The sequence below is a fragment of the Candidatus Njordibacter sp. Uisw_039 genome, from assembly GCF_047730075.1.
In the GTDB taxonomy this organism is placed as follows: Bacteria; Pseudomonadota; Gammaproteobacteria; order Pseudomonadales; family Balneatricaceae; genus Njordibacter.
Genome location: NZ_CP159831.1, coordinates 666,208 through 685,292, shown reverse-complemented (window position 1 = coordinate 685,292; position 19,085 = coordinate 666,208). Strand labels below are relative to the sequence as shown.

20 protein-coding genes and 5 tRNA genes are annotated in these 19,085 nt (G+C 43.9%); 9 read left to right on the top strand and 16 right to left on the bottom strand.

Going from position 1 to position 19,085, the window contains the following annotated elements:
* Together ABXT70_RS03285 and ABXT70_RS03280 are read right to left on the bottom strand one after the other, a co-directional pair.
* Nucleotides 1–786, bottom strand: a complete 786-nt coding sequence (locus ABXT70_RS03285) for an alpha/beta fold hydrolase (protein WP_443641753.1) — start codon at nucleotides 784–786, stop codon at nucleotides 1–3.
* Entirely contained in the window at nucleotides 783–1,829 is a 1,047-nt protein-coding gene (locus ABXT70_RS03280) for a 2,5-dihydroxypyridine 5,6-dioxygenase (RefSeq protein ID WP_443641752.1), read from the bottom strand. Before ABXT70_RS03280 ends, ABXT70_RS03285 begins: the two co-directional genes overlap by 4 nt.
* 178 nt (nucleotides 1,830–2,007) lie before the next feature.
* On the opposite strand from ABXT70_RS03280, the gene ABXT70_RS03275 reads away from it, so the two are divergent.
* The 3 genes from ABXT70_RS03275 (at nucleotide 2,008) to speB (ending at nucleotide 4,834) form a co-directional block, all read left to right on the top strand.
* Complete coding sequence (locus ABXT70_RS03275) at nucleotides 2,008–2,379, top strand: MarR family winged helix-turn-helix transcriptional regulator (protein ID WP_443641751.1); 372 nt, start codon at nucleotides 2,008–2,010, stop codon at nucleotides 2,377–2,379.
* A 314-nt stretch (nucleotides 2,380–2,693) separates the two neighbouring features.
* Nucleotides 2,694–3,740: an aldo/keto reductase gene (locus ABXT70_RS03270; protein ID WP_443641750.1), complete on the top strand. Its 1,047-nt coding sequence runs from the start codon at nucleotides 2,694–2,696 to the stop codon at nucleotides 3,738–3,740.
* Between the two features lie 140 nt (nucleotides 3,741–3,880).
* Entirely contained in the window at nucleotides 3,881–4,834 is a 954-nt protein-coding gene (gene speB / locus ABXT70_RS03265) for an agmatinase (protein ID WP_443641749.1), read from the top strand.
* A gap of 73 nt (nucleotides 4,835–4,907) precedes the next feature.
* Here the strand turns inward: speB and ABXT70_RS03260 are convergent, their stop codons facing one another.
* Nucleotides 4,908–6,056 carry a sirohydrochlorin chelatase gene (locus ABXT70_RS03260; RefSeq protein ID WP_443641748.1) on the bottom strand — a complete coding sequence of 383 codons (1,149 nt, stop codon included), beginning with the start codon at nucleotides 6,054–6,056 and terminating at the stop codon, nucleotides 4,908–4,910.
* A gap of 577 nt (nucleotides 6,057–6,633) precedes the next feature.
* Here ABXT70_RS03260 and ABXT70_RS03255 point away from each other — a divergent pair.
* The 4 genes from ABXT70_RS03255 to ABXT70_RS03240 are packed head-to-tail and all read left to right on the top strand — an operon-like array spanning nucleotide 6,634 to nucleotide 10,425.
* Nucleotides 6,634–7,047, top strand: a complete 414-nt coding sequence (locus ABXT70_RS03255) for a hypothetical protein (RefSeq protein ID WP_443641747.1) — start codon at nucleotides 6,634–6,636, stop codon at nucleotides 7,045–7,047.
* Between the two features lie 35 nt (nucleotides 7,048–7,082).
* Nucleotides 7,083–8,072: a tetratricopeptide repeat protein gene (locus ABXT70_RS03250; RefSeq protein WP_443641746.1), complete on the top strand. Its 990-nt coding sequence runs from the start codon at nucleotides 7,083–7,085 to the stop codon at nucleotides 8,070–8,072.
* A gap of 39 nt (nucleotides 8,073–8,111) precedes the next feature.
* A complete protein-coding gene (locus ABXT70_RS03245) occupies nucleotides 8,112–9,251 on the top strand; it encodes an SEL1-like repeat protein (RefSeq protein ID WP_443641745.1) in 1,140 nt (379 codons plus the stop codon).
* Between the two features lie 4 nt (nucleotides 9,252–9,255).
* On the top strand, nucleotides 9,256–10,425 hold the full coding sequence (locus tag ABXT70_RS03240) for a hypothetical protein (protein WP_443641744.1): 1,170 nt from the start codon (nucleotides 9,256–9,258) through the stop codon (nucleotides 10,423–10,425).
* 18 nt (nucleotides 10,426–10,443) lie between these two features.
* Here the strand turns inward: ABXT70_RS03240 and ABXT70_RS03235 are convergent, their stop codons facing one another.
* The 12 genes from ABXT70_RS03235 to ABXT70_RS03180 form a co-directional block, all read right to left on the bottom strand.
* Nucleotides 10,444–10,728, bottom strand: a complete 285-nt coding sequence (locus ABXT70_RS03235) for an HGGxSTG domain-containing protein (protein WP_443641743.1) — start codon at nucleotides 10,726–10,728, stop codon at nucleotides 10,444–10,446.
* A complete protein-coding gene (locus ABXT70_RS03230) occupies nucleotides 10,709–11,218 on the bottom strand; it encodes a hypothetical protein (RefSeq protein ID WP_443641742.1) in 510 nt (169 codons plus the stop codon). Before ABXT70_RS03230 ends, ABXT70_RS03235 begins: the two co-directional genes overlap by 20 nt.
* A 109-nt stretch (nucleotides 11,219–11,327) precedes the next feature.
* On the bottom strand, nucleotides 11,328–11,906 hold the full coding sequence (locus ABXT70_RS03225) for a YagK/YfjJ domain-containing protein (protein ID WP_443641741.1): 579 nt from the start codon (nucleotides 11,904–11,906) through the stop codon (nucleotides 11,328–11,330).
* A gap of 96 nt (nucleotides 11,907–12,002) precedes the next feature.
* Nucleotides 12,003–12,284, bottom strand: coding sequence for a hypothetical protein (locus ABXT70_RS03220; protein ID WP_443641740.1), 282 nt, complete (start codon nucleotides 12,282–12,284; stop codon nucleotides 12,003–12,005).
* A gap of 9 nt (nucleotides 12,285–12,293) precedes the next feature.
* A complete protein-coding gene (locus ABXT70_RS03215; RefSeq protein ID WP_443641739.1) occupies nucleotides 12,294–12,554 on the bottom strand; it encodes a helix-turn-helix transcriptional regulator in 261 nt (86 codons plus the stop codon).
* A 101-nt stretch (nucleotides 12,555–12,655) separates the two neighbouring features.
* On the bottom strand, nucleotides 12,656–13,420 hold the full coding sequence (locus tag ABXT70_RS03210) for a DUF6387 family protein (protein ID WP_443641738.1): 765 nt from the start codon (nucleotides 13,418–13,420) through the stop codon (nucleotides 12,656–12,658).
* Nucleotides 13,421–13,465: 45 nt separating this feature from the next.
* Entirely contained in the window at nucleotides 13,466–14,674 is a 1,209-nt protein-coding gene (locus ABXT70_RS03205; protein WP_443641737.1) for a tyrosine-type recombinase/integrase, read from the bottom strand.
* 163 nt (nucleotides 14,675–14,837) lie between these two features.
* Nucleotides 14,838–14,911, bottom strand: a tRNA-Cys gene (locus ABXT70_RS03200).
* A 6-nt stretch (nucleotides 14,912–14,917) separates the two neighbouring features.
* Nucleotides 14,918–14,993 (bottom strand) — tRNA-Gly (locus ABXT70_RS03195).
* Between the two features lie 77 nt (nucleotides 14,994–15,070).
* Nucleotides 15,071–15,146 (bottom strand) — tRNA-Glu (locus tag ABXT70_RS03190).
* 234 nt (nucleotides 15,147–15,380) lie between these two features.
* Nucleotides 15,381–15,456, bottom strand: a tRNA-Gly gene (locus ABXT70_RS03185).
* Nucleotides 15,457–15,567: 111 nt separating this feature from the next.
* Nucleotides 15,568–15,643: transfer RNA gene (locus ABXT70_RS03180), tRNA-Glu, on the bottom strand.
* Between the two features lie 213 nt (nucleotides 15,644–15,856).
* On the opposite strand from ABXT70_RS03180, the gene ABXT70_RS03175 reads away from it, so the two are divergent.
* Together ABXT70_RS03175 and ABXT70_RS03170 are read left to right on the top strand one after the other, a co-directional pair.
* Nucleotides 15,857–16,534: a glutathione S-transferase family protein gene (locus ABXT70_RS03175; RefSeq protein WP_443641736.1), complete on the top strand. Its 678-nt coding sequence runs from the start codon at nucleotides 15,857–15,859 to the stop codon at nucleotides 16,532–16,534.
* Between the two features lie 47 nt (nucleotides 16,535–16,581).
* The gene (locus ABXT70_RS03170; protein ID WP_443641735.1) at nucleotides 16,582–17,796 is read left to right on the top strand and encodes a hypothetical protein; all 1,215 of its coding nucleotides are present in this window, start codon (nucleotides 16,582–16,584) and stop codon (nucleotides 17,794–17,796) included.
* Nucleotides 17,797–17,832: 36 nt separating this feature from the next.
* On the opposite strand, the gene ABXT70_RS03165 is transcribed toward ABXT70_RS03170, so the two are convergent.
* The gene (locus ABXT70_RS03165) at nucleotides 17,833–19,065 is read right to left on the bottom strand and encodes a phenylacetate--CoA ligase family protein (RefSeq protein ID WP_443641734.1); all 1,233 of its coding nucleotides are present in this window, start codon (nucleotides 19,063–19,065) and stop codon (nucleotides 17,833–17,835) included.
* Nucleotides 19,066–19,085 lie beyond the last annotated feature (20 nt).

Genomic DNA, 19,085 nt, shown 5'->3' with positions numbered 1-19,085 from the left:
TTAAACTCCTTGCCTATGGTCGTGTGGGGTAATGAAATCACTCACCTGTTGATTAAATAGGTTGGGCTGTTCTAGGTTTGCAAGATGACCTGCGTTAGGTAACACAGATATCTGAGCATGTTGGATTTTGCTAGCCAATCGTTCCATCATAGCTGCACTGGCAACAGTATCTTCGGCACCCGCTAGCAATAACGTGGGAATGCTCAAATGGGGTAAGTTGTGGCGGCAGTCAAATGCACTAATGCACTTAATGGCTTGTCTGTAGGTACGGCTGGGCACTTGCGCCATACAATCAATGGCGGCCTGACGCACTTTTGGGAGGCTAGGTTGTGCTAGCAAGGGGGTAATCAAGGCGGCAGCCAACTGCGGCATACTGGCGCCTTCATCCAATGGTTTTAGCCTTGATGCAATAAACTGCTGTTGAAAATCACCGTCATTTGAACCAAATGCTGCACTTGTCGAATAAAGGATTAAACTTGCCAGATAGTCAGAGTGCTGAGCAGCAAATGCTTGCGCCAGCATGCCACCAAACGAATGACCTAAAAGGTGCACTGTATGCAGGTGATGCAGGTCTAAAAATTGTTTTAAACCCAATACCAAATGATCCCAATCCATCACTGACAAGGGCACAGATTCGCCATACCCAGGCAAATCTAAGGTCCATACCTGCAACTCATGGCTCAAGCCACTAAGTTGGGGCTCAAAGGAGCTGGCATTACCGCCTAATCCATGCAAACACACCAGCACTGGGCCCACTTTACCACGACACACATAACGCCAACTCACGCAATGTCGCCTTGCAGCTGGCCCCGTTTGATGACGCAATGTTCATCTAAGTGGATGGTACAGTTACGCACTGGCAAGTCAAAGTGTCCTTCTGTATAGCGGCCAGCAAACTCGTTGGCACCAGTAGAAAATAAAAAATTTCCTGCAAAGGCACGCAGCTCCGTACCATTAGTGTCTCGCTGATCGTACATGGTGAGTGCTTCATACCTTGCTTTAGGGTTCATACCAAAGCCAACATGAGAGACAGCATAGGCGTTTTTGTCGTTCCAAGCGGCCCAATAACGCCTCATTAGCTCCGCGTCAGTACCCTGCCCATCTATTTGGGTCACAAAGTCGTTTTCTATGGTGAGGGTAACAGGCCGCTCCAAGTACCGCTTGAAGGTGAGGTTGATATCCCCCACATCCAGCACTAGAGTGCCGTTGGCAGTGCCCTGATTAGGGAAGCATACCACTACCCCTGCAGGCCAATGAGCCAAGGTGCCAGGGCGGTCGGTATAGCCCCACACCCCCGCCGTAGGTGCACCTTTGATGTCAATCGTAAGGTCCGTACCAGCCTCTGAAGTCACCAACATTTTACTGGCTTGTTTGCAGAGCTTAGTGGCAGCTTTAACCTTGGGTGTTAAAGCCGGATCAGGTGCCAAACGGGTAAGTATTTCAGGGTGTTCGTTACTCACCATGAGCACCCTCGCTCCGGCTTGTAAGATCTGCGGCAATTCCGCTGCATGCAACAACCCCTCCACGGTACAATCTAACACTAAGGTGCTGCCTGCCAGCGCACTAATGGCTGGACCAGCATGTTGTAAGGCCTTGGAGGCGCCTGTGGATCTCACAGGCACAGGCGCCTCCGATGGGGGTGTAGGTATGCGCACGTGGAATGCATAGCAGCCCATGCGCACTAGGGCAAGTTCTGCCAACTGCAGTAGTATTTCTCTAGACTGGGTCTCTGACAGTATGGCCACTGAATCACCTGCCACCAAACCACACAACCCTAAGGTTTGCTCAAAAGCTGCAAGCCAAGGCGCTTCAATGCGATCATTTAACATGTTTTACGTACCCTATTACATTATGCTTTTGCCAGCATAGCATACACATTTTTATATGAAAATGAATACAACTACTCTAATATGTAACAAAATATGAAGTTTAATTACCAATATGACAAAACCTTTCAGTTTTATAGATGACTACTTAGCCTACCTCTTAGCTCGCTCGAGCCACCTTGTGAGCGAACAATTTCATCATCAAATTCAAGCTCAAGGCTGGTCAACCAATTATTGGCGCATACTCGCAAGCTTGTCTGACGAAGACGGCCTGACCTTAACCCAACTCAACCAAAGGGTATTATTTAAACAGCCAACTTTATCTAAACTAGTGGTTAAAATGGAAAGCGAGAAGTTGTTAATACGGCAAAAAGATGATGCTGATAAGAGATCCGTTAAAATAACTATTTCACCCAAGGGGCGAACCCTGGTTGCAGATCTATTGGCGCAGGCAAAGGCCCATGAAAAAAAAGTTTTAGCTGATTATAGCGTAGAGCAACAGCAATTGTTAAAAGGCATGTTACGCCGTTTAGTGTTACATTTGCAGGACTAACACAGCACTTTCAACAGACTTGGAAATTCACACGCGAATAGCCAATAACACTGCTAGTGTATGTGGAAATAATGGACTATGCCTGTTACCAGAAGTGCCAAAAGACACCTCATTCTTTGCTCAGCAGGCAGTGGCCGAAGTTGACTGACCAAGCATTTTTATTTCTTGTTAAATTAGGCGCTTGCCAATCAGTCAATTAATTACGCGAACGTTGGTCTGTTTCATAGATTTGGAATTTAATAAATTACAAGCTGGAATTGATATGTTCAGTGCAATGATGGCGATCAAAGAGAATTAACACGGGAAGAATGAAAATGAAAATGAATCCAATGGGTCGCACTGGGGTCATGGTTTCCGAGCTATGTCTTGGTACCATGACCTTTGGTACTCAAACGTCTGAGGCCGAAGGCCACGCTCAAATGGATTGTGCACTTGGAAATGGCATAAATTTCGTCGATACGGCAGAAATGTACCCAGTCAACCCTATTGCAAAAGAAACCACCGGCAAAACAGAAGAGATACTAGGCACTTGGAATGCTAAAAATAGGTCACGTCGGGGTGACTATATTTTGGCAACTAAACATTCCGGTGAAGGCCTTAAAGACGTGCGCAATGGGACTGCGATATCCTCAAAGACCATCCCAGAGACAATCGAGGGCAATTTACGCCGGCTGCAAACCGACTATATAGATCTTTACCAGTTTCATTGGCCCAATCGTGGCTCATATATGTTTCGCAAAAACTGGAATTATAATCCCGCTTTACAGAATAAGGCCAATACACTCGCCAATATGGAAGATTGCCTGGCAGCTCTCCAAAAACAGGTCGATAAGGGCAATATAAGACATTTTGGGCTGTCTAATGAAAGCGCCTGGGGAACAGCTCAGTGGTTACGTTTGTCAGAAGATCGTGGTTTGCCTCGTGTTGCAACAATCCAAAACGAGTATTCGCTTTTGTGCCGGCTTTATGACACTGACCTTGCCGAGCTAAGTGTGAATGAAGATGTCGGATTGATCACATTTTCACCTTTGGCTACGGGGTTGTTGACCGGTAAATATCAAAATAGTGCTATTCCCGAAGGATCTCGCAAATCACTTTCACCAGATTTGGGTGGCCGCACCACAGACCGGGTTTGGCCTGCAGTTGATGCTTATATGGCAATTGCAGCCAAACATGACGTCGATATTGTACATATGTCACTTGCATGGTGCCTTACTCGACCCTTCATGTGTTCTGCGATTTTTGGGGCAACACGTCATGAACAGCTTGAGCATATTCTCAAAATGACAGATGTTGAGCTAAGCAATGAATGTCTCGATGATATTGCCAAAGCCCATAAAGCGCATCCCATGCCTTATTAGGGCGTGGCAGGGCCATATCGGAATCGATATGAAAACTTCCGTAAGTTTAAGCCAGAAAATTTGAGACTTTTGGTGTGCAACGTCATCGCAGCCTCATTGGCAATTGGCTTGATAGTAAAAACCATTAAGAAGGTGTAGTTATGAAAAAGAAACTCAATCAACCATTAGGTGGAAACGATATGCCTCGTTTTGGCGGTATTGCCACTATGATGCGATTGCCTCACGTACCTAATGCTCAGGATCTTGATGTTGCTTTTGTCGGTGTACCCTTCGATATTGGCACATCAAACCGCTCAGGAGCTAGATTTGGCCCTCGGCAAATTCGCACTGAATCCTGTTTAATTCGTCCCTACAACATGGCAACTCGCGCTGCACCGTTTGATTCTTTACAAATAGCTGATATCGGTGATGTTGCCATTAATACTTTCAATATAGAAAAATCGATGGGCATTATTGAATCAGCCTACGACGATATTCTTGCAGAGGATTGCAAACCACTCACCATGGGTGGTGATCATACAATTGCCTTACCAATTTTGCGCTCAGTGGCCAAAAAGTATGGCCCTGTTGGAATCGTTCACGTTGATGCCCATGCCGACGTCAACGACACCATGTTCGGTGAGCGTATTGCGCACGGCACTCCATTTCGCCGCGCCATTGAAGAAAATTTGGTCGATCCCAAACGTATGGTACAGATAGGTCTTCGTGCTACTGGGTATGAAGCAGATGATTTTGATTGGCCCCGGGAGCAGGGAGTGCGGGTCGTCCCAGCTGAGGACTGCTGGTATAAATCACTCAAACCCTTAATGGCGGAAGTACGCGAACAGCTGGGCAAAGGGCCGGTTTATATCACCTTTGATATTGATGGGCTTGATCCGGCTTATGCCGCTGGCACAGGCACGCCCGAAATTGGAGGCCTGTCAATCCACCAGGGGCTAGAAATTATTCGTGGTTGTCGTGGACTTGATGTCGTGGGGGGAGATTTAGTTGAGGTAGCACCAGCTTATGATACGACAGGGAATACAGCGCTGACAGCAGCTAACTTATTATTCGAGATGCTTTGTGTATTTCCAGGTGTTAAGTATCGGGCATGAGGAGACGCCTCTGGAGCTAAATAACGCTCGAGTCCAGTGAATTCGACGTTAACAGATGACGCTATCGTTTGTGCTACTTCACCTTGCACTGCGGAATTTGATCAATAACTGGCTTACCTAATGCCAACCTAAGCGCACGCTCCTCATCAACGACGGCTTGAGGGAACTGGCCCATAAAACAACAACAAACATTTTCATCAATCATGGTTCTGGGCCCATGTGGATGAGCAATGTGCCGGTAAGGAGCATGTGTATGCCCATGCCCAGAGTGGCTATGTCCAGCATCCTTTTGGTGTGAATGTTCATGAGAGTGTGCATGCGCTTCCACAGCAGATTCAACTTCTGGCTGAAACTCTGCATGATGATGATGAACTGTAACTTCACCAGCCGCTAACCTTGCTTGGAAGTTTTCCATTAAACCATTGTTAACTGCAGGTTGAGATACTGTTTCTTCAATTCTCTCGACAAAGGTATTAATCACATGGGATTGATCACGGAGGTAATCCGCGACGTGAAAACTAACGTCGGGGTGATCGGCGGCCACCTTTTCAATATAACCATGAATACGGCCAATTAATTTGCCAGAAAAAAGAAAATATGGGGCCACTACTATTTTCTTAAAGCCAAGTTTCAATGCCATTTCTAAACCCCTACCCACCGAAGGAAAAGTAACGCCAGAATACACTGTTTCACACCATCCAAAACCCATGTTTTCTGCCACAATACGAGTTAGTTTGGAAACCTCTGCATTAGCTTGTGCAACTGATGTCCCCCGACCAACCACCACTAGCATGGTGTCGTATAAAGCGCCTGGTTTTGGCATTTCAACGAGGTCAACAGCTTCCATAATGCGATGCTGAAAGGCCATAATCATTTCATCATGTAAGCCAAGCTCTTGACCATACTTAATGGTCAGAGCAGGGTTTTTCTGCATATAAGTTGTTAATACAGAGGGGATATCATTCTGCGCGTGGGTTGCTGAAAATAGCATACCAGGCACCGCATAAATATTAGTTATACCCTTACCAATCAAGCGATCTAGCGCCATGTGAATATTAGGTGAGGAATATTCCAAAAAACCATATTCAACTTCGAGCTGGGGGAACCTAGCCCGCAATCCGGCCGCCAACAGGCTGAACTCTTCTTCAGCAATTTTGGCTCGGCTACCATGGCCGCAAATAATAATTCCAGAATTTCCGGGTAGAGAATTTAATAGTGACATGAGGATCTCCTTAAGCTGCGGATTATACAGTCAGATAGACTCGGTTAAATACCCAGTACGTCAAATAATTCTCCATGTGCGCCGAGTTAGTTCATTTATTAGCTTTTGTGACCAGAAAATGTCAATGGTTAAACCCTTCAATCAACCAATACTGAGACTAAACAGATAACCGCCACCGCAGCTTAAGAGAGGTAAAGTAAGGTCGTGACTAGGATCGTCATAACCAGAGTGAAAGTGAAAGTGAAAGTGGAGGCCGAACCCCCACTCATACCAAAGCCTTAAAGCACTGATTTATATATATTTTTATTTATTTTATTTAAATTATACCCCCAAAAATACCCCCACCCAATAAAAAATATTTAAGCTATATCCATCTTTAATAAACACCCTCGCTAACATCGATTAAGCACCCTACAGCCATAGTGTAAGGCTAAATTGAGAAGTTTTCCTGTATCTATATCAATGTAATATTAGTAGTATGTTTAGTAGGTATTATAAATACGAAAAGAAACTTTCTGAACGATAAAATCGCAGTAATTTAAGTCTTGATAATGCACACTAAAAATAGGTAATTATTATGTTCCAAAAGATCTTTTTAACTAGTTTAACAATTGCAACCATTTCACTATTTTCGTTAGGAGCTAATGCAGGTGAGTCTTATAATTGTGAGCTAGACGCTAGCAAATCTAACGGCTGGGTTCCGAGTACGATTCAGATAAGCTTCAACGATGATAAAGAGCTTACAAAGCTGTATTCTGCAGATTATTCACCTTACGATATGGATTTAGCAAAAGTATTAAGGTACACAAAAGACTTTAGAGAAATAAAGTATATTGAGCAATCTAAAACCTCAACTGGAGCTAAATTGAAGACTATGCATACTATTACCATCATGCCTAAGCTTGATAATAAAATTATTTATGATATGAAGTTTTCGGCCTATAGTAATCGCTACAATGTTCGTGGGAAGTGCGAAAAAAACTTTAACTAAAGTATGAAGAAAATAATCAATATTTGGACTAATGTATGATTATAAAAAAAATAATTATTGGACTAACATTTTCTTTGTTGTTGGGTAATGGACTTGTAGTTGCTGCCAGTTTTGACAAGGGTTGGAATGCATACGAATCAGGCGACTATAAAACTGCTATAGCAGAGTGGACGCCGTTGGCTGAACAGGGGGACGTATTTTGTCAATTTGTACTAGGGACCATGTACGATAACGGTAAAGGTGTTGCAAAGAACTTTAAAAAAGCGGTTAAGTGGTACACATTAGCTGCTGAGCAGGGGGATGCGGATGCTCAATTTTATCTGGGGAATATGTACGACTTTGGTAAAGGCGTACTAGAGAATGATAAGACTGCGAGAAAGTGGAATAAATTAGCTGCTGAACAGGGGCATGGGGCAGCTCAAAACAATCTGGGGTTTTTGTACAGCCTTGGTGTAATCTTTCCAATAGACACTAAACGAGGCTATATGTGGTTCAGCTTAGCTGCTCATAATGGCTATCTTGAAGGCACTCATCATAGAGAAAAGCTTGCCAAGCAGATGACTCCAGCTGATATATCTGAAGCACAGGACATGACTAGCCGTTGCTTGGAGAGCAACTATAAGAATTGTCAGGAAGTCGTCTTATCGATAGATACACAAGTCCAACCAAATCAGATGCAGTCTAATTCAGGTGAGTCTTATAATTGTGAGCTAGACGCTAGTGCTTCTAAGGGCTGGGTTCCGAGTACGATTCAGATAAGCTTCAACGATGATAAAGAGCTTACAAAGCTGTATTCTGTAGATTATTCACCTTACGATTTGGAATTAGCAAAAGTATTAAGGTACACAAAAAACTTTAGAGAAATACAGTATATTGAGCAATCTAAAACCTCAACTGGAGCTAAATTGAAAACTATGCATACTATTACCATCATGCCTAAGCTTGATAATAAAATTATTTATGATATGAAGTTTTCGGCCTATAGTAATCGCTACAATGTTCGTGGGAAGTGCGAAAAACTGTAGCTAAAGTACGAAGAGAATAATCAGTTTCTGGTCCGGTGTATGAATATTAAAAAGATAATCAAATCGCTAATATTTACGATGCTATTGGCTAGTGGGTTGGTATTTTCTGCTGATTTTAATAAGGGTCTAAAGGCAGTTCAATCAGGTGACTATAAAACGGCTATAGCAGAGTTCACACCTTTAGCTGAGCAGGGGGATCCTGTTATTCAATACATTCTAGCCATAATGTATTTCCATGGTGAAGGTGTTCCAAAGAACGAAAATATCGCAGTGAAGTGGTTTACCAAATCTGCTGAACAGGGTTATGCTCAAGCGCAATGGAATCTGGCGTTAAGTTACTACGAAGGCAATGGTGTTCCAAAGAACGATAAGATTGCAGCTAAGTGGAATACCAAAGCTGCTAAGCAGGGACATGCTCAAGCTCAATGGAATCTGGGGACTATGTATGATAATGGCTATGGTGTTCTAGAGGACGATAAGACGGCAGTAAAGTGGTTTACTAAAGCTGCTGAGCAGGGACATGCTAAGGCTCAAAATAGTTTGGGTATTATGTACGATAATGGCACAGGTGTCCCAGAGAACGATAAGACCGCTGTGAAGTGGTATACCTTGGCTGCTGAGCAGGGAGATGCCATTGCACAATATAATCTGGCATTTATGTACGATACTGGTAAAGGTGTTCCAGAGAACGACAAGATAGCAGTAAAGTGGTACTCCAAAGCTGCTAAGCAGGGGCATGCTAAAGCTCAAGATCTTTTAGGGGGCATGTACGATACTGGTAAAGGTGTTCCAGAGAACGACAAGATAGCAGTAAAGTGGTACTCCAAAGCTGCTAAGCAGGGGCATGCTAAAGCTCAAGATCTTTTAGGGGGCATGTACGATTTTGGCGAAGGTGTCCCAGAGAACGACAAGATAGCAGTAAAGTGGTACTCCAAAGCTGCTGAACAGGGGCATGCAGTTGCTCAATATAGTATGGGAATTATGTACTTTGCAGGAACTGGCATTCTTAAGGACAATCGACGTGCGTACATGTGGTCGAGTTTAAGTGCTTATAACGATGGACCAGATCAAGCCAGTAAAAATAAAGATATTGTAGCTAAAGAAATGACCCAAGCTGACATATCTAAAGCACAGGATATGTCTAGCCGATGTTTAGAAAGCAACTATACCGATTGTTAGACTAATGAAACTAATCAACACACTACTAACCATACTCTTTATATCACTTCTGTCGTCTCCCAGTTGGAGCCAGACTATTGATGACTTAGTTGAGCGAAATGGTCTCTATTACAAGAAGTTTACTGATGTCCCCTTTACTGGAAAGGTAACTGGGAAAGAACAAGGGTCATTCAAGAGTGGTGTGAAAAATGGTGCTTGGATTGGTTACTATGAGAATGGTCAGTTAATGAACAAAGGTAACTTCATGAATGGTTACCGAGAAGGTGCTGCGATTAGTTACTATGAGAATGGTCAGTTATGGTTCAAAGGCAACCACAAGGACGGTGAGAGAGACGGCGCTTGGGTTTACTACCGTGAAGACGGAACTGTAAATAAAGAATCCACAGGAACCTACAGAGACGGTGTAAAGATTAGTGGAATTGTAGTTACTGCCGATTTTGATAAAGGTCTTAAAGCATTTCAATCAGAAGATTTCAAAACTGCACTGCTAGAATGGACTCCTTTAGCTAAAAACGGAAATGCTGATGCTCAAAATGCGTTGGGACATATGTACCGTAGTGGCCAAGGTGTTTTAAAGAACGACAACACAGCTGTAAAGTGGTGGACTGTGGCTGCTAAAAACGGAAATGCTGATGCTCAAAATGCGTTGGGATATATGTACCAATCTGGCAGGGGTGTCTCAAAGAGTTATAAGACAGCATTGAAATGGTTCACCTTATCTGCGGAGCAGGGAGATGCTGTTGCTCAACTTAGATTGGGAATTATGGCTCAAGCTGGTCATGGACGTCCAAAGAATAACAGGGAGGCATTAAGGTGGTTCACTTTGGCCGCTGAACAAGGGAATCGTACTTCTCAACATAGGTTAGGGCTAATGTATTATTATGGACACAGTGTTAAAAAAAATTATAAGACAGCTTTGAAGTGGAACACCTTAGCTGCTGAACAAATGTACGCTCAGGCTGTTACTATGATGGGAATATTTTATGTTGCTGGTCAAGGTGTTGTTGTAGACAACGAACGAGGGTATATGTGGTTCATTATTGGGCAAATGTTGGGTAACAAGTTAGCTGGTGAACATAAAAATATGTTTGCTAGCGAAATGACTCCAACTCAAAGATCTAATTCAATGGATATGGCTCTAGCCTGTATAGCGAGCGACTTGGTTGATTGTTAAATTTGCTTGTTATTTAGCCTAATGAACTAAACCTTTTAAAGATTGATTCATCTTTACTACCAGCTTGCGTATGGCGATTACTTTTTTAGCTCTAAGGCCATGAACATAGCGGTGATGGTCCTTCCCAAAGGTTTGGTTAATTGGCCCTGTAGAGTCTCCACCGTGGCGTTTGCATCGACCATTACGAACGTTGCCCTTATGCTTACATAAGCCTCCTGAGCGTGTTCTGGCCCCACAGATGGGTAAGGTATTTAGGTCAAACCGATTGGTCGCTACAAGGGCTTTATAGTCCTTTTTTAGCATTTATACCTACCCCCTCATAAACTCCAATAGCAGCTTTACCACCAGCCTCAATATTCACCTTTTCAACAATGATTTTTTGCTGGCCTTTGCCCTTCATGCGTTCAAGTGTATTGATCTGGTCTATGCCCAATCTTGATAACTTGGTGTATAGGTTACCGAGGCTGTTGATGGTTTGAACGTCTTTGTAGTTTTGGTCTAATAGTCGTGCGCTTTTGCCTAAAGTAATGTGGGTCATAGCCAATTGTGTAGCTAGCATGAGTTCGAGTTGATTTTTAGGATCAGACGCGGCGATCAGCGTTATAGCCTTATTGAATGCGCCGCCAGCATCATCACCATCTCGATTAGCAATGAGGTTAATTAAGGGGCTCATTATTGCTTTGACTACATCAGGAACAATGCCCTTGATACCTGTTTGTTCGATAAGCTTTATAAGTTGGCTGTTAGGTTTGGGGGAAACTTCTGGATTCGTTTTAACAGTTTGTGATTTCATTACTGATTAGCTCTCTTGTTTTATCTGTCACTTAATTACTATCTTTGATTCTGGTGTCTTAGCTTACCCGTTTAATTGCGATCTTTTTTAAGGTGCAAAACTACTCCTGCTAGTTGAAACTTTTTAACCTTACCCGACTGCCAGAGTAGTTATTAGCACCCACTCTGCCATAGCCCTTACCTCGCTCCTTGGCCAAGTATGAGCATCGGTAAAACGCCTCACCAAATGCTTCATCATCACCACGGTGTACCATATAAAAGCAGTTCTCTGGCACGTATGGTCTGGGATGGCCCCTAACAGACCATCGCTCCTGTAACCAACCCAGTAGTGCCGAAGGTTGCTGAATCTTGTTAGCGTCGATTATAAGCATTACATGATAATGCTGGCTCTTTGAACGCTCCTGCTCACGTACCCATAGGTAGCCAAAACGCGCGCATTTGTAGTGGCTATATAGCCGTTTTCTGACCTTACACATGAACCTAGATAGCTCAATGTTGCAAGGCGTGTATTTTTCACAATGCAAGTCGACCCGTACCACGATTATTTTATTGTGGTGACTGAGCATAGCCTGCATTTGAGCGTGCATAGTGTCCAGAATGTTTGTGAAACACGAATGTTTATTTTTGCCTGTATTGATGTCATACGAGTCTGTGTTTATCGTGTATGGGCTTTGATTTGTCATAGTCATTGGTTAGTCCTGCTATAAGATAATATGAAATACCTACCACATTACAAAATAGGTGAACCAAGCCAGCCATAGCCTAATTCGCACTATTGTTAAAAATTATTGTGGTGGGATATTTTCAGACTTCTTATACGGCCTAAATAAATACAATGGGCATGAGTGCGAAGAGCAATTACGAATTTCGTTCTTAAAACCCTCCTCTAGATGATTTGTAGTGCAACCCATGCATGATGCACACATGGCCTCAATAGCCCTCTTCCGACTCGGTGCAAGGGCAAAAAAACGCTCTACAGGGTTATGATTGCGCATTAGAGTCGCCTCTTGGATTAAGTGGTGACTGGCTAGGTGATTATGACTGATCGTTGAGATGATCTTTTTCATGTCTGCCACCTATGCTAATGCTGGACTGACAGAGCGCGAGTCTAAAATGCGCTGGTCAAGCCACGCACTAACCTCAGACTCTACCCAACCACTTGCTCTTCCATTAGGTGTGAGCTTTATAGGGGCAGGAAACTGTCCCTTGCTCACCAACTGGTGAACATGGGAGCGGCACAACCCTGTTTTCAGATTAACTTCAGGCCAGCGTATGATGCGGGCTAATACTGGTGGTAACGTATTGCTGTTTTGCTTTGAATGAATGCTACTAGCCATGTTTGTGTCTCCTTAGACAGTATTTAACATCGCTATACATTAGTTGTGGATCGTTACATTGTTTACCGAAAAAAAATAATTAAATTTTACGATATTTAGAGTTACCTGATGCGACTCTTGAGGGATCTAATAAACTTATCATCTATTTTTTGACTAAATGGCTTTATCGTGTCAGTAATGAATTTTTCATCACCATTCCTGTCAGCACGGTCCATGAAAAGCATGTCTAATATTACGCTAGCACTTATTTTATAACCTGATATTTTCTCCCATATTAATAGGTCAATATATGGCAGCATGCAGTAATCTTGTAACTTTTCAAACTCTCTTTGATTGATGTGAATCTTCTTACTTTCAATGCCCACAATAGTTCTAGCCTGCTTGAGGTAGCGATCGAAATCATTCCTAACGTCTACATCTGAACCATTAAGGTCAATGATTACAGGCACTAATGAATCCATATAAACTTCATTATCTTTGAAGTAACTGCTTACAGTAATACCCGCAGCTGATCCCAAACTTCCTGATTCGTCTAAACCATAGTGGTTTTCAATATCTGACGCTAATGCGTGGACAAGTCCACATTTTAAAGGCTGGACGTAAGCTGAATAACTTGCTGAGTCAGGCAGCAATGGTGACGAAAGAAAACTAAGTGTCTGTGTTGGATCTCTTTTAATTTCTTCAAACATATTCACAGCATCGTTGCTTATATCTAGTTTATGCCGACCAAGCATCCACTCAATGTGCCTTCTATGGCCAAGCTGTTCAGCCCAGCCCGCTGCAGTGAACGAGGTTGTACCGTTGTATTTATCTAGATTAAACCACTTAGGCATATCTGAGATATTACGAATTTTTTTATTGCTCATGCCACACCTCTTCAACATATAACTCAATGGTTCTTATTTACCACCTTAACCAACATTGATGGGGCCTATATTAGAACTAGTTTCTAGTTGCTCGATGTAATTACCCCACCAGTCCATCATGGAAGTTCGCTCTTTAAGATATTCAGCATGTTGAGTATAAGCCCCTCTCACTTGATTGCGTTCCATGTGAGATAGTTGGCGCTCTATGGCATCACGGTTAAAGCCCTCTTCATTCAGGATAGATGAAGCGCTGGTGCGGAAGCCATGGGGTGTAGCTCGGCTTTTATAGCCTAACCTATACATGGCATAAATCATGGTGTTGTTGCTGATTGGTTTTAACCTCGATCGCTCACCAGTAAACAAGTATTTATCATCGCCCGTATACTGTTTCAGATCTTCTATCACGGCAATTGCTTGGCGACATAGTGGAACTAGATGTTCAGTGCCCATCTTCATGCGTTCGGCAGGTATACGCCACATCTTATTATTTAAGTCGAACTCATCCCAAGTGGCAAAGCGTAGCTCACCAGATCGAACAAATGTAATGGTTAGCAGGGTTAAGGCTAGGCGTGTAACAGGATGCCCTTCATAGTTTTTTAATTCTTTGAGGAATGCGGGGAGTTCAGACTTTTTCAATGCTAACCGATGTTGTCGTTTGCGTGTTTCTAGAGCGCCTGCGCAGTCAGCAGTTGGATTGTTCGAGGTACGCTTAGTTTGGATAGCATAACGAAAGACCGAACTACAACGCTGCAAAATACGCCCTGCTAGATCAAAAGCTTGCCTTTTTTCAACACGCCTTACTGTGGCTAGCACCTCATCAGTGGTTATTTCAGATATTGGACGATGGCCAAGGTATGGTAGTACGTCAGATTCTAAAGACCGCCACACTTTTGTACCGTGATCTAGCGACCATCTCCCCACTTGCTTTTGCCACCATTCCTGAGCTACAGCCTCAAAGGAGTTTACTGTCTTACTTATGGTGGCTTGCTTTCGTTGCTTGCGCACTTTGGACGGGTCAACAAAGTCGCGTAGGTGTTTCTTTGCTTCTTGTCTTTCGTCACGGGCCAAGGCTAACGAAACGTCAGGATATACCCCCAAGGCTAATACTTTCTCTCTGCCGCCGTAACGGTATTTTAGCCGCCAATATTTGGAGCCATTAGAATTAATAAGTAAATAAAGGCCACCACCATCGGCGAGCTTATATGGTTTAACAGCAGGTTTAGCGTTCTTTATTTGGGGTACATTTAGTGGCATTGGGGGTATATCTCAAGGTTAAACTTCTTGATACCCCCAAGTGTACCCCCTAAACAGAGGTGACACCAGTAGACGTTAATGGTCAGTAATGACTATGCACCTATTTTTAACCCTTTAAATACAAGGGCTACAGGTCATCTTTGGTTATTACTGGTCTTGAATGTGGAGGCCGAACCCGGAATCGAACCGGGGTTAGCGGATTTGCAATCCGGTGCATAACCACTCTGCCATTCGGCCTAAATTTGGAGCGGGAAACCGGATTCGAACCGGCGACCCCGACCTTGGCAAGGTCGTGCTCTACCAACTGAGCTATTCCCGCTACATATCACTGATTTAAGGCTTGTGATGAACCTTTGCTATTATGACCCTAGACTCTAATTTTACAAAGTGTTTTGTTGGCATCCCGTAGGGGGTTCGAACCCCTGTCGCCGCCGTGAAAGGGCAGTGTCCTAGGCCACTAGACGAACGGGACGCTATAGCTCTGTAAAGAGTGGTGCGCATATTATTAATTTTGCTGGTTTATGTCAACTGAAAATTGGGATATGTAGGGTAATCTTGTGTATTTGATAATTAATGCCAAAGATCTTTTGCAGTATTAGCTATTTCAGTGGGTTTTTGGTGATGGATGTAGCAATGCCAATTGAAGCCACCCTGTTCATTGAACAATATCTTACCGGGGGGTGTTTTTTTTAATGTTTAGAAAAAATGGAGCGGGAAACCGGATTCGAACCGGCGACCCCGACCTTGGCAAGGTCGTGCTCTACCAACTGAGCTATTCCCGCTAAATATCACTTGTTGAAGGCTTGTGATTAACCTTTACCATTTTAGGTTTGTAGTTATAAGTTGGCGGTTTTATGAAAACTACTGGCCACTAACTAAAGTCCAAAAAATAGTGGTATCCCGTAGGGGGTTCGAACCCCTGTTACCGCCGTGAAAGGGCAGTGTCCTAGACCACTAGACGAACGGGACACATTCGCGGTTGATATTGCCTGCTGGCCGTACCAAACTGGAGTGCGCATATTAGTGATTGAGCAGATTTCTGTCAAGCACTAATGTGAAAATTATTGTGTTTATTTCAACCACTTAGTTATTTATTGGAACCACCCATTATATTAGTAAATTATTTGAGTTTGTGGGTCGCCTCAGCCACAATAGCAACACTTAACTTTTTGGATTCCTAACATGGCCTTTACCCTTCATGGTGCAGCGCTTTCGCCTTTTGTGCGCAAAGTCATGTATTTGTTAACGATCTCTAAAACTGAATACACTCTCAAGGTAGTGGCGCCAGGATTCATGCCAGCTGATTTCGTGAATATCAGCCCGTTGAAAAAAATTCCCGTACTACAAGAGAATGACTGGTGGCAGCCTGACTCTAGCATTATCTGTAATTACCTTATCGAATCCTTAGATCATGATGCCTTAACACAACTCATTCCAAGCACAGCCAAGTCACGGGCACAGATGCGCTGGTTAGAAAAATTTGCCGATTATGAATTGGCACCATGGCTTTCTGCGACAGTATTTCTGCAACGGGTTATAAGGCCCACGTCTGGTAAAGCACCCAATGAAGAACGTATACAAGAGGCGTTATCACAACATATTCCTCCATTATTTGACTATCTTGCTAGCCAGCTAGCTAACCAGGACTACTTTGTAGACAACTGTTTTTCTTTAGCAGATATTGCTATTACCAGTCAGATGGTTAATTTTATGCACGGCGGTGAAGACATTGATAAAAACAACTGGCCTACTCTATCTGCCTACTTTGAGCGCATGTTGGCTCAACCCACATGGCAGGCTTTAGTGCAGCGCGAACTGGTAACTCTTAATAAAATTCGTAATTCTCGAGTTACACTTTGATCCAGCAATTCCGTGGCTATAGCTTAGCAGCTGGGGCCCTCTTAAGCATGCTGACTTTGGTCTTTCCAGCACTTTATCCCATTGCTGGCATGCTGCTATGGAGCTTTGCAATTTCGTCTTTAAGACTGCTCGCCCGCCGCTCTTTGGTTCAATCGATGGTATTGATTATCGTTGGGCTAGCTGGCTTAGGCTACAGCCTTCTTGAAGGCGCCCCTGCACCGCTTTACCAGCTCATTAATAGCAATACTCAGCTGCTAGCAATGCTAGCCACAGTGAGCTTTTTAAGCCTCATTGCGACACCAGCTAATCAGAGTAAAAAGCGACTACCACCTGCAGGAAATAAAGGCCTCATTAGTACCTTAGCATCAGGGCATTTCTTTAGCGCCATTATTAACGTATCCGCCTTGTTAATTATTGCTGAAAAACTCAGTGATAGTCGTAAGATAGATACTCGCACGGCCAGCCTACTTACTATTAATTTTGCCCTATGCGCTCTTTGGTCGCCTTTTTTTGCCGCCATGGCATACACCTTAAGCCTTGTGCCAGACATGAATATGTTAGCAGTGATGAGTGTTGGTGCACCTATGGGCTTGATCAGCTTAGCCATGCTGTATTGGTTACACAAGATCCCTGAATCGACGCTTACGGGTTATCCACTCATGGGTCGCAGCCTAGTTCTTCCTGCTCTATTGGCTTTAACAGTGATTGTTGCCCACCAGCTTTGGCCCACCATTGCAATCACTCAAATCATTGCCATTACTGCATCCTTGCTAGTAATCGTGGTACTAATCTACGAAGGCCGTGCGTCCCAGCTTCGCCTCCATATTTCTAACCGTTTGGCTAACATGCACAACGAGGTTACGTTGTTTTTGGCGGCAGGCGTATTTGCTATTGGTTTAGGTGCGCTGTTTAAAATAACGCCTCCATGGCTACCTTTTGCCCATTATGGTCCACTTGAAGCGTGTTTGACCTTAGGCTGTTGTTTGGTAGCAGCTCGTTTAGGCGTGCATGTCATTATGATCATGGCGGTGATAGCGCCGTTAATACTGACGTTAGAACCTGACCCAAATTTGCTTGCCATGACCTTTCTATCGGCGTGGGGTTTAGGTAGTTCTATCAACCCAGTTTCGGGCACACTGTTGGTTATGCAAGGCAATTATCACATCAAGGGTAGCCACATTGCTCGCGCCAACACCAAACCCATCGCTGTGCTGTATGCAATAAACTGCGTTGTCTTCTTTATTTATTCGACGTTTAATTGATTTTTACGTAAAGGCCGAGAACCACAAACCAAAATGCTAATGCTCACGTTGATCGTGAATGACTATACCGTCGTTAGGCAGACTGCCAACTTCTTGCAGCACCACTCCACCTCGAAGATGCAAAACACTACGCACACTGTGAGTTATTTGGGCCGCCATCTCAGACGAAATGACCGTGGTTTCACACAATACTTGTAGGTTGTCTTGGCCATCCACCTGGGTCACCTGTAGGCGAACTTTTACCAATTGCTCATGCTTGGCAACTAAGTTTGCTACTTGCTCTGGGCGAACAAACATACCTCGTACTTTAATGGCTTGATCAGCACGCCCCATCCAACCTTTAATACGTTTATTAGTCCGTCCACAAGGGCTTTGGCCTGCCATTATGGCGGACATGTCGCCCGTAGCAAAACGGATAAGCGGGTAATGGGGGTTAAAGTTAGTCACCACCACCTCCCCTACTTCACCATCTGCCACAAGGTCTCCAGTGCCCGGGCGCACAATTTCTAAATACACCTCTTCGTCAATCACCATGCCTTCTTGAGCCGATGTTTCGTAGGCAATACTGCCTAGGTCTGCCGTTGCATAACCTTGTAATACTTGCAGACCACGGGCTTTGAAGAAGGCTTGTTGGGCTGGAAAAAACGGTTCACCACTAACCACTGCATGGGTAACGGAATTTACATCTAAGCCTAGTTCATCAGCCTTTTCTAACACAATTTTAAAAAATGATGGTGTACCCACATAAGCCTTAGGCTTAAGGGCTGCAATACTTTGAGCTTGCATCTCGCTATTACCCACGCCGGCAGCAATGACCGTGCAGCCTAAGGCCTTTGCGGCATTATCAAACATCATGCCTGCTGGCGTGAAGTGATAGGAAAAAGTATTGTGAACCAAATCGCCTTTACGCAACCCACCAGCGTAAAGCGCTCTTGCAAAGTGCCAATGGTCTGGCACGTCAAAGCCTGGTTCGTTGATAGGCCCTGGCGATGTGAATACGTAAGCTAGTGGTGCTGCTTCAGAACTCACCAAACCACCAAAGGGCATGCTGTTCTTTTGCAATTCAATGAGGCTAGATTTACGAGTAATTGGCAAGGCTGCGAAGGACTCTGCTGAGGTAATATCAGAGGCGCTGACTGCTTGCAGGATATCTGCCCACGCAGGGCATGTCGCCTGAGCATGAGCCACTTGGTTAGATAGCGCTTGGACCTGCTCAGCTTGACGCTTACTAGGGTCACGAGTTTCTAGCTTGTCATAAAAATCAGTCATGGCGTGTCCTTTATCATCGA

Bases quoted from the DNA above. Each gene is read 5' to 3' on its own strand.
- ABXT70_RS03280 (WP_443641752.1), bottom strand. From the start codon at position 1,829: ATGTTAAATGATCGCATTGAAGCGCCTTGGCTTGCAGCTTTTGAGCAA.
- ABXT70_RS03270 (WP_443641750.1), top strand. From the start codon at position 2,694: ATGAAAATGAATCCAATGGGTCGCACTGGGGTCATGGTTTCCGAGCTA.
- speB (WP_443641749.1), top strand. From the start codon at position 3,881: ATGAAAAAGAAACTCAATCAACCATTAGGTGGAAACGATATGCCTCGT.
- ABXT70_RS03260 (WP_443641748.1), bottom strand. From the start codon at position 6,056: ATGTCACTATTAAATTCTCTACCCGGAAATTCTGGAATTATTATTTGC.
- ABXT70_RS03255 (WP_443641747.1), top strand. From the start codon at position 6,634: ATGTTCCAAAAGATCTTTTTAACTAGTTTAACAATTGCAACCATTTCA.
- ABXT70_RS03250 (WP_443641746.1), top strand. From the start codon at position 7,083: ATGATTATAAAAAAAATAATTATTGGACTAACATTTTCTTTGTTGTTG.
- ABXT70_RS03245 (WP_443641745.1), top strand. From the start codon at position 8,112: ATGAATATTAAAAAGATAATCAAATCGCTAATATTTACGATGCTATTG.
- ABXT70_RS03240 (WP_443641744.1), top strand. From the start codon at position 9,256: ATGAAACTAATCAACACACTACTAACCATACTCTTTATATCACTTCTG.
- ABXT70_RS03235 (WP_443641743.1), bottom strand. From the start codon at position 10,728: ATGCTAAAAAAGGACTATAAAGCCCTTGTAGCGACCAATCGGTTTGAC.
- ABXT70_RS03230 (WP_443641742.1), bottom strand. From the start codon at position 11,218: ATGAAATCACAAACTGTTAAAACGAATCCAGAAGTTTCCCCCAAACCT.
- ABXT70_RS03225 (WP_443641741.1), bottom strand. From the start codon at position 11,906: ATGACTATGACAAATCAAAGCCCATACACGATAAACACAGACTCGTAT.
- ABXT70_RS03220 (WP_443641740.1), bottom strand. From the start codon at position 12,284: ATGAAAAAGATCATCTCAACGATCAGTCATAATCACCTAGCCAGTCAC.
- ABXT70_RS03215 (WP_443641739.1), bottom strand. From the start codon at position 12,554: ATGGCTAGTAGCATTCATTCAAAGCAAAACAGCAATACGTTACCACCA.
- ABXT70_RS03210 (WP_443641738.1), bottom strand. From the start codon at position 13,420: ATGAGCAATAAAAAAATTCGTAATATCTCAGATATGCCTAAGTGGTTT.
- ABXT70_RS03205 (WP_443641737.1), bottom strand. From the start codon at position 14,674: ATGCCACTAAATGTACCCCAAATAAAGAACGCTAAACCTGCTGTTAAA.
- ABXT70_RS03175 (WP_443641736.1), top strand. From the start codon at position 15,857: ATGGCCTTTACCCTTCATGGTGCAGCGCTTTCGCCTTTTGTGCGCAAA.
- ABXT70_RS03170 (WP_443641735.1), top strand. From the start codon at position 16,582: ATGCTGACTTTGGTCTTTCCAGCACTTTATCCCATTGCTGGCATGCTG.
- ABXT70_RS03165 (WP_443641734.1), bottom strand. From the start codon at position 19,065: ATGACTGATTTTTATGACAAGCTAGAAACTCGTGACCCTAGTAAGCGT.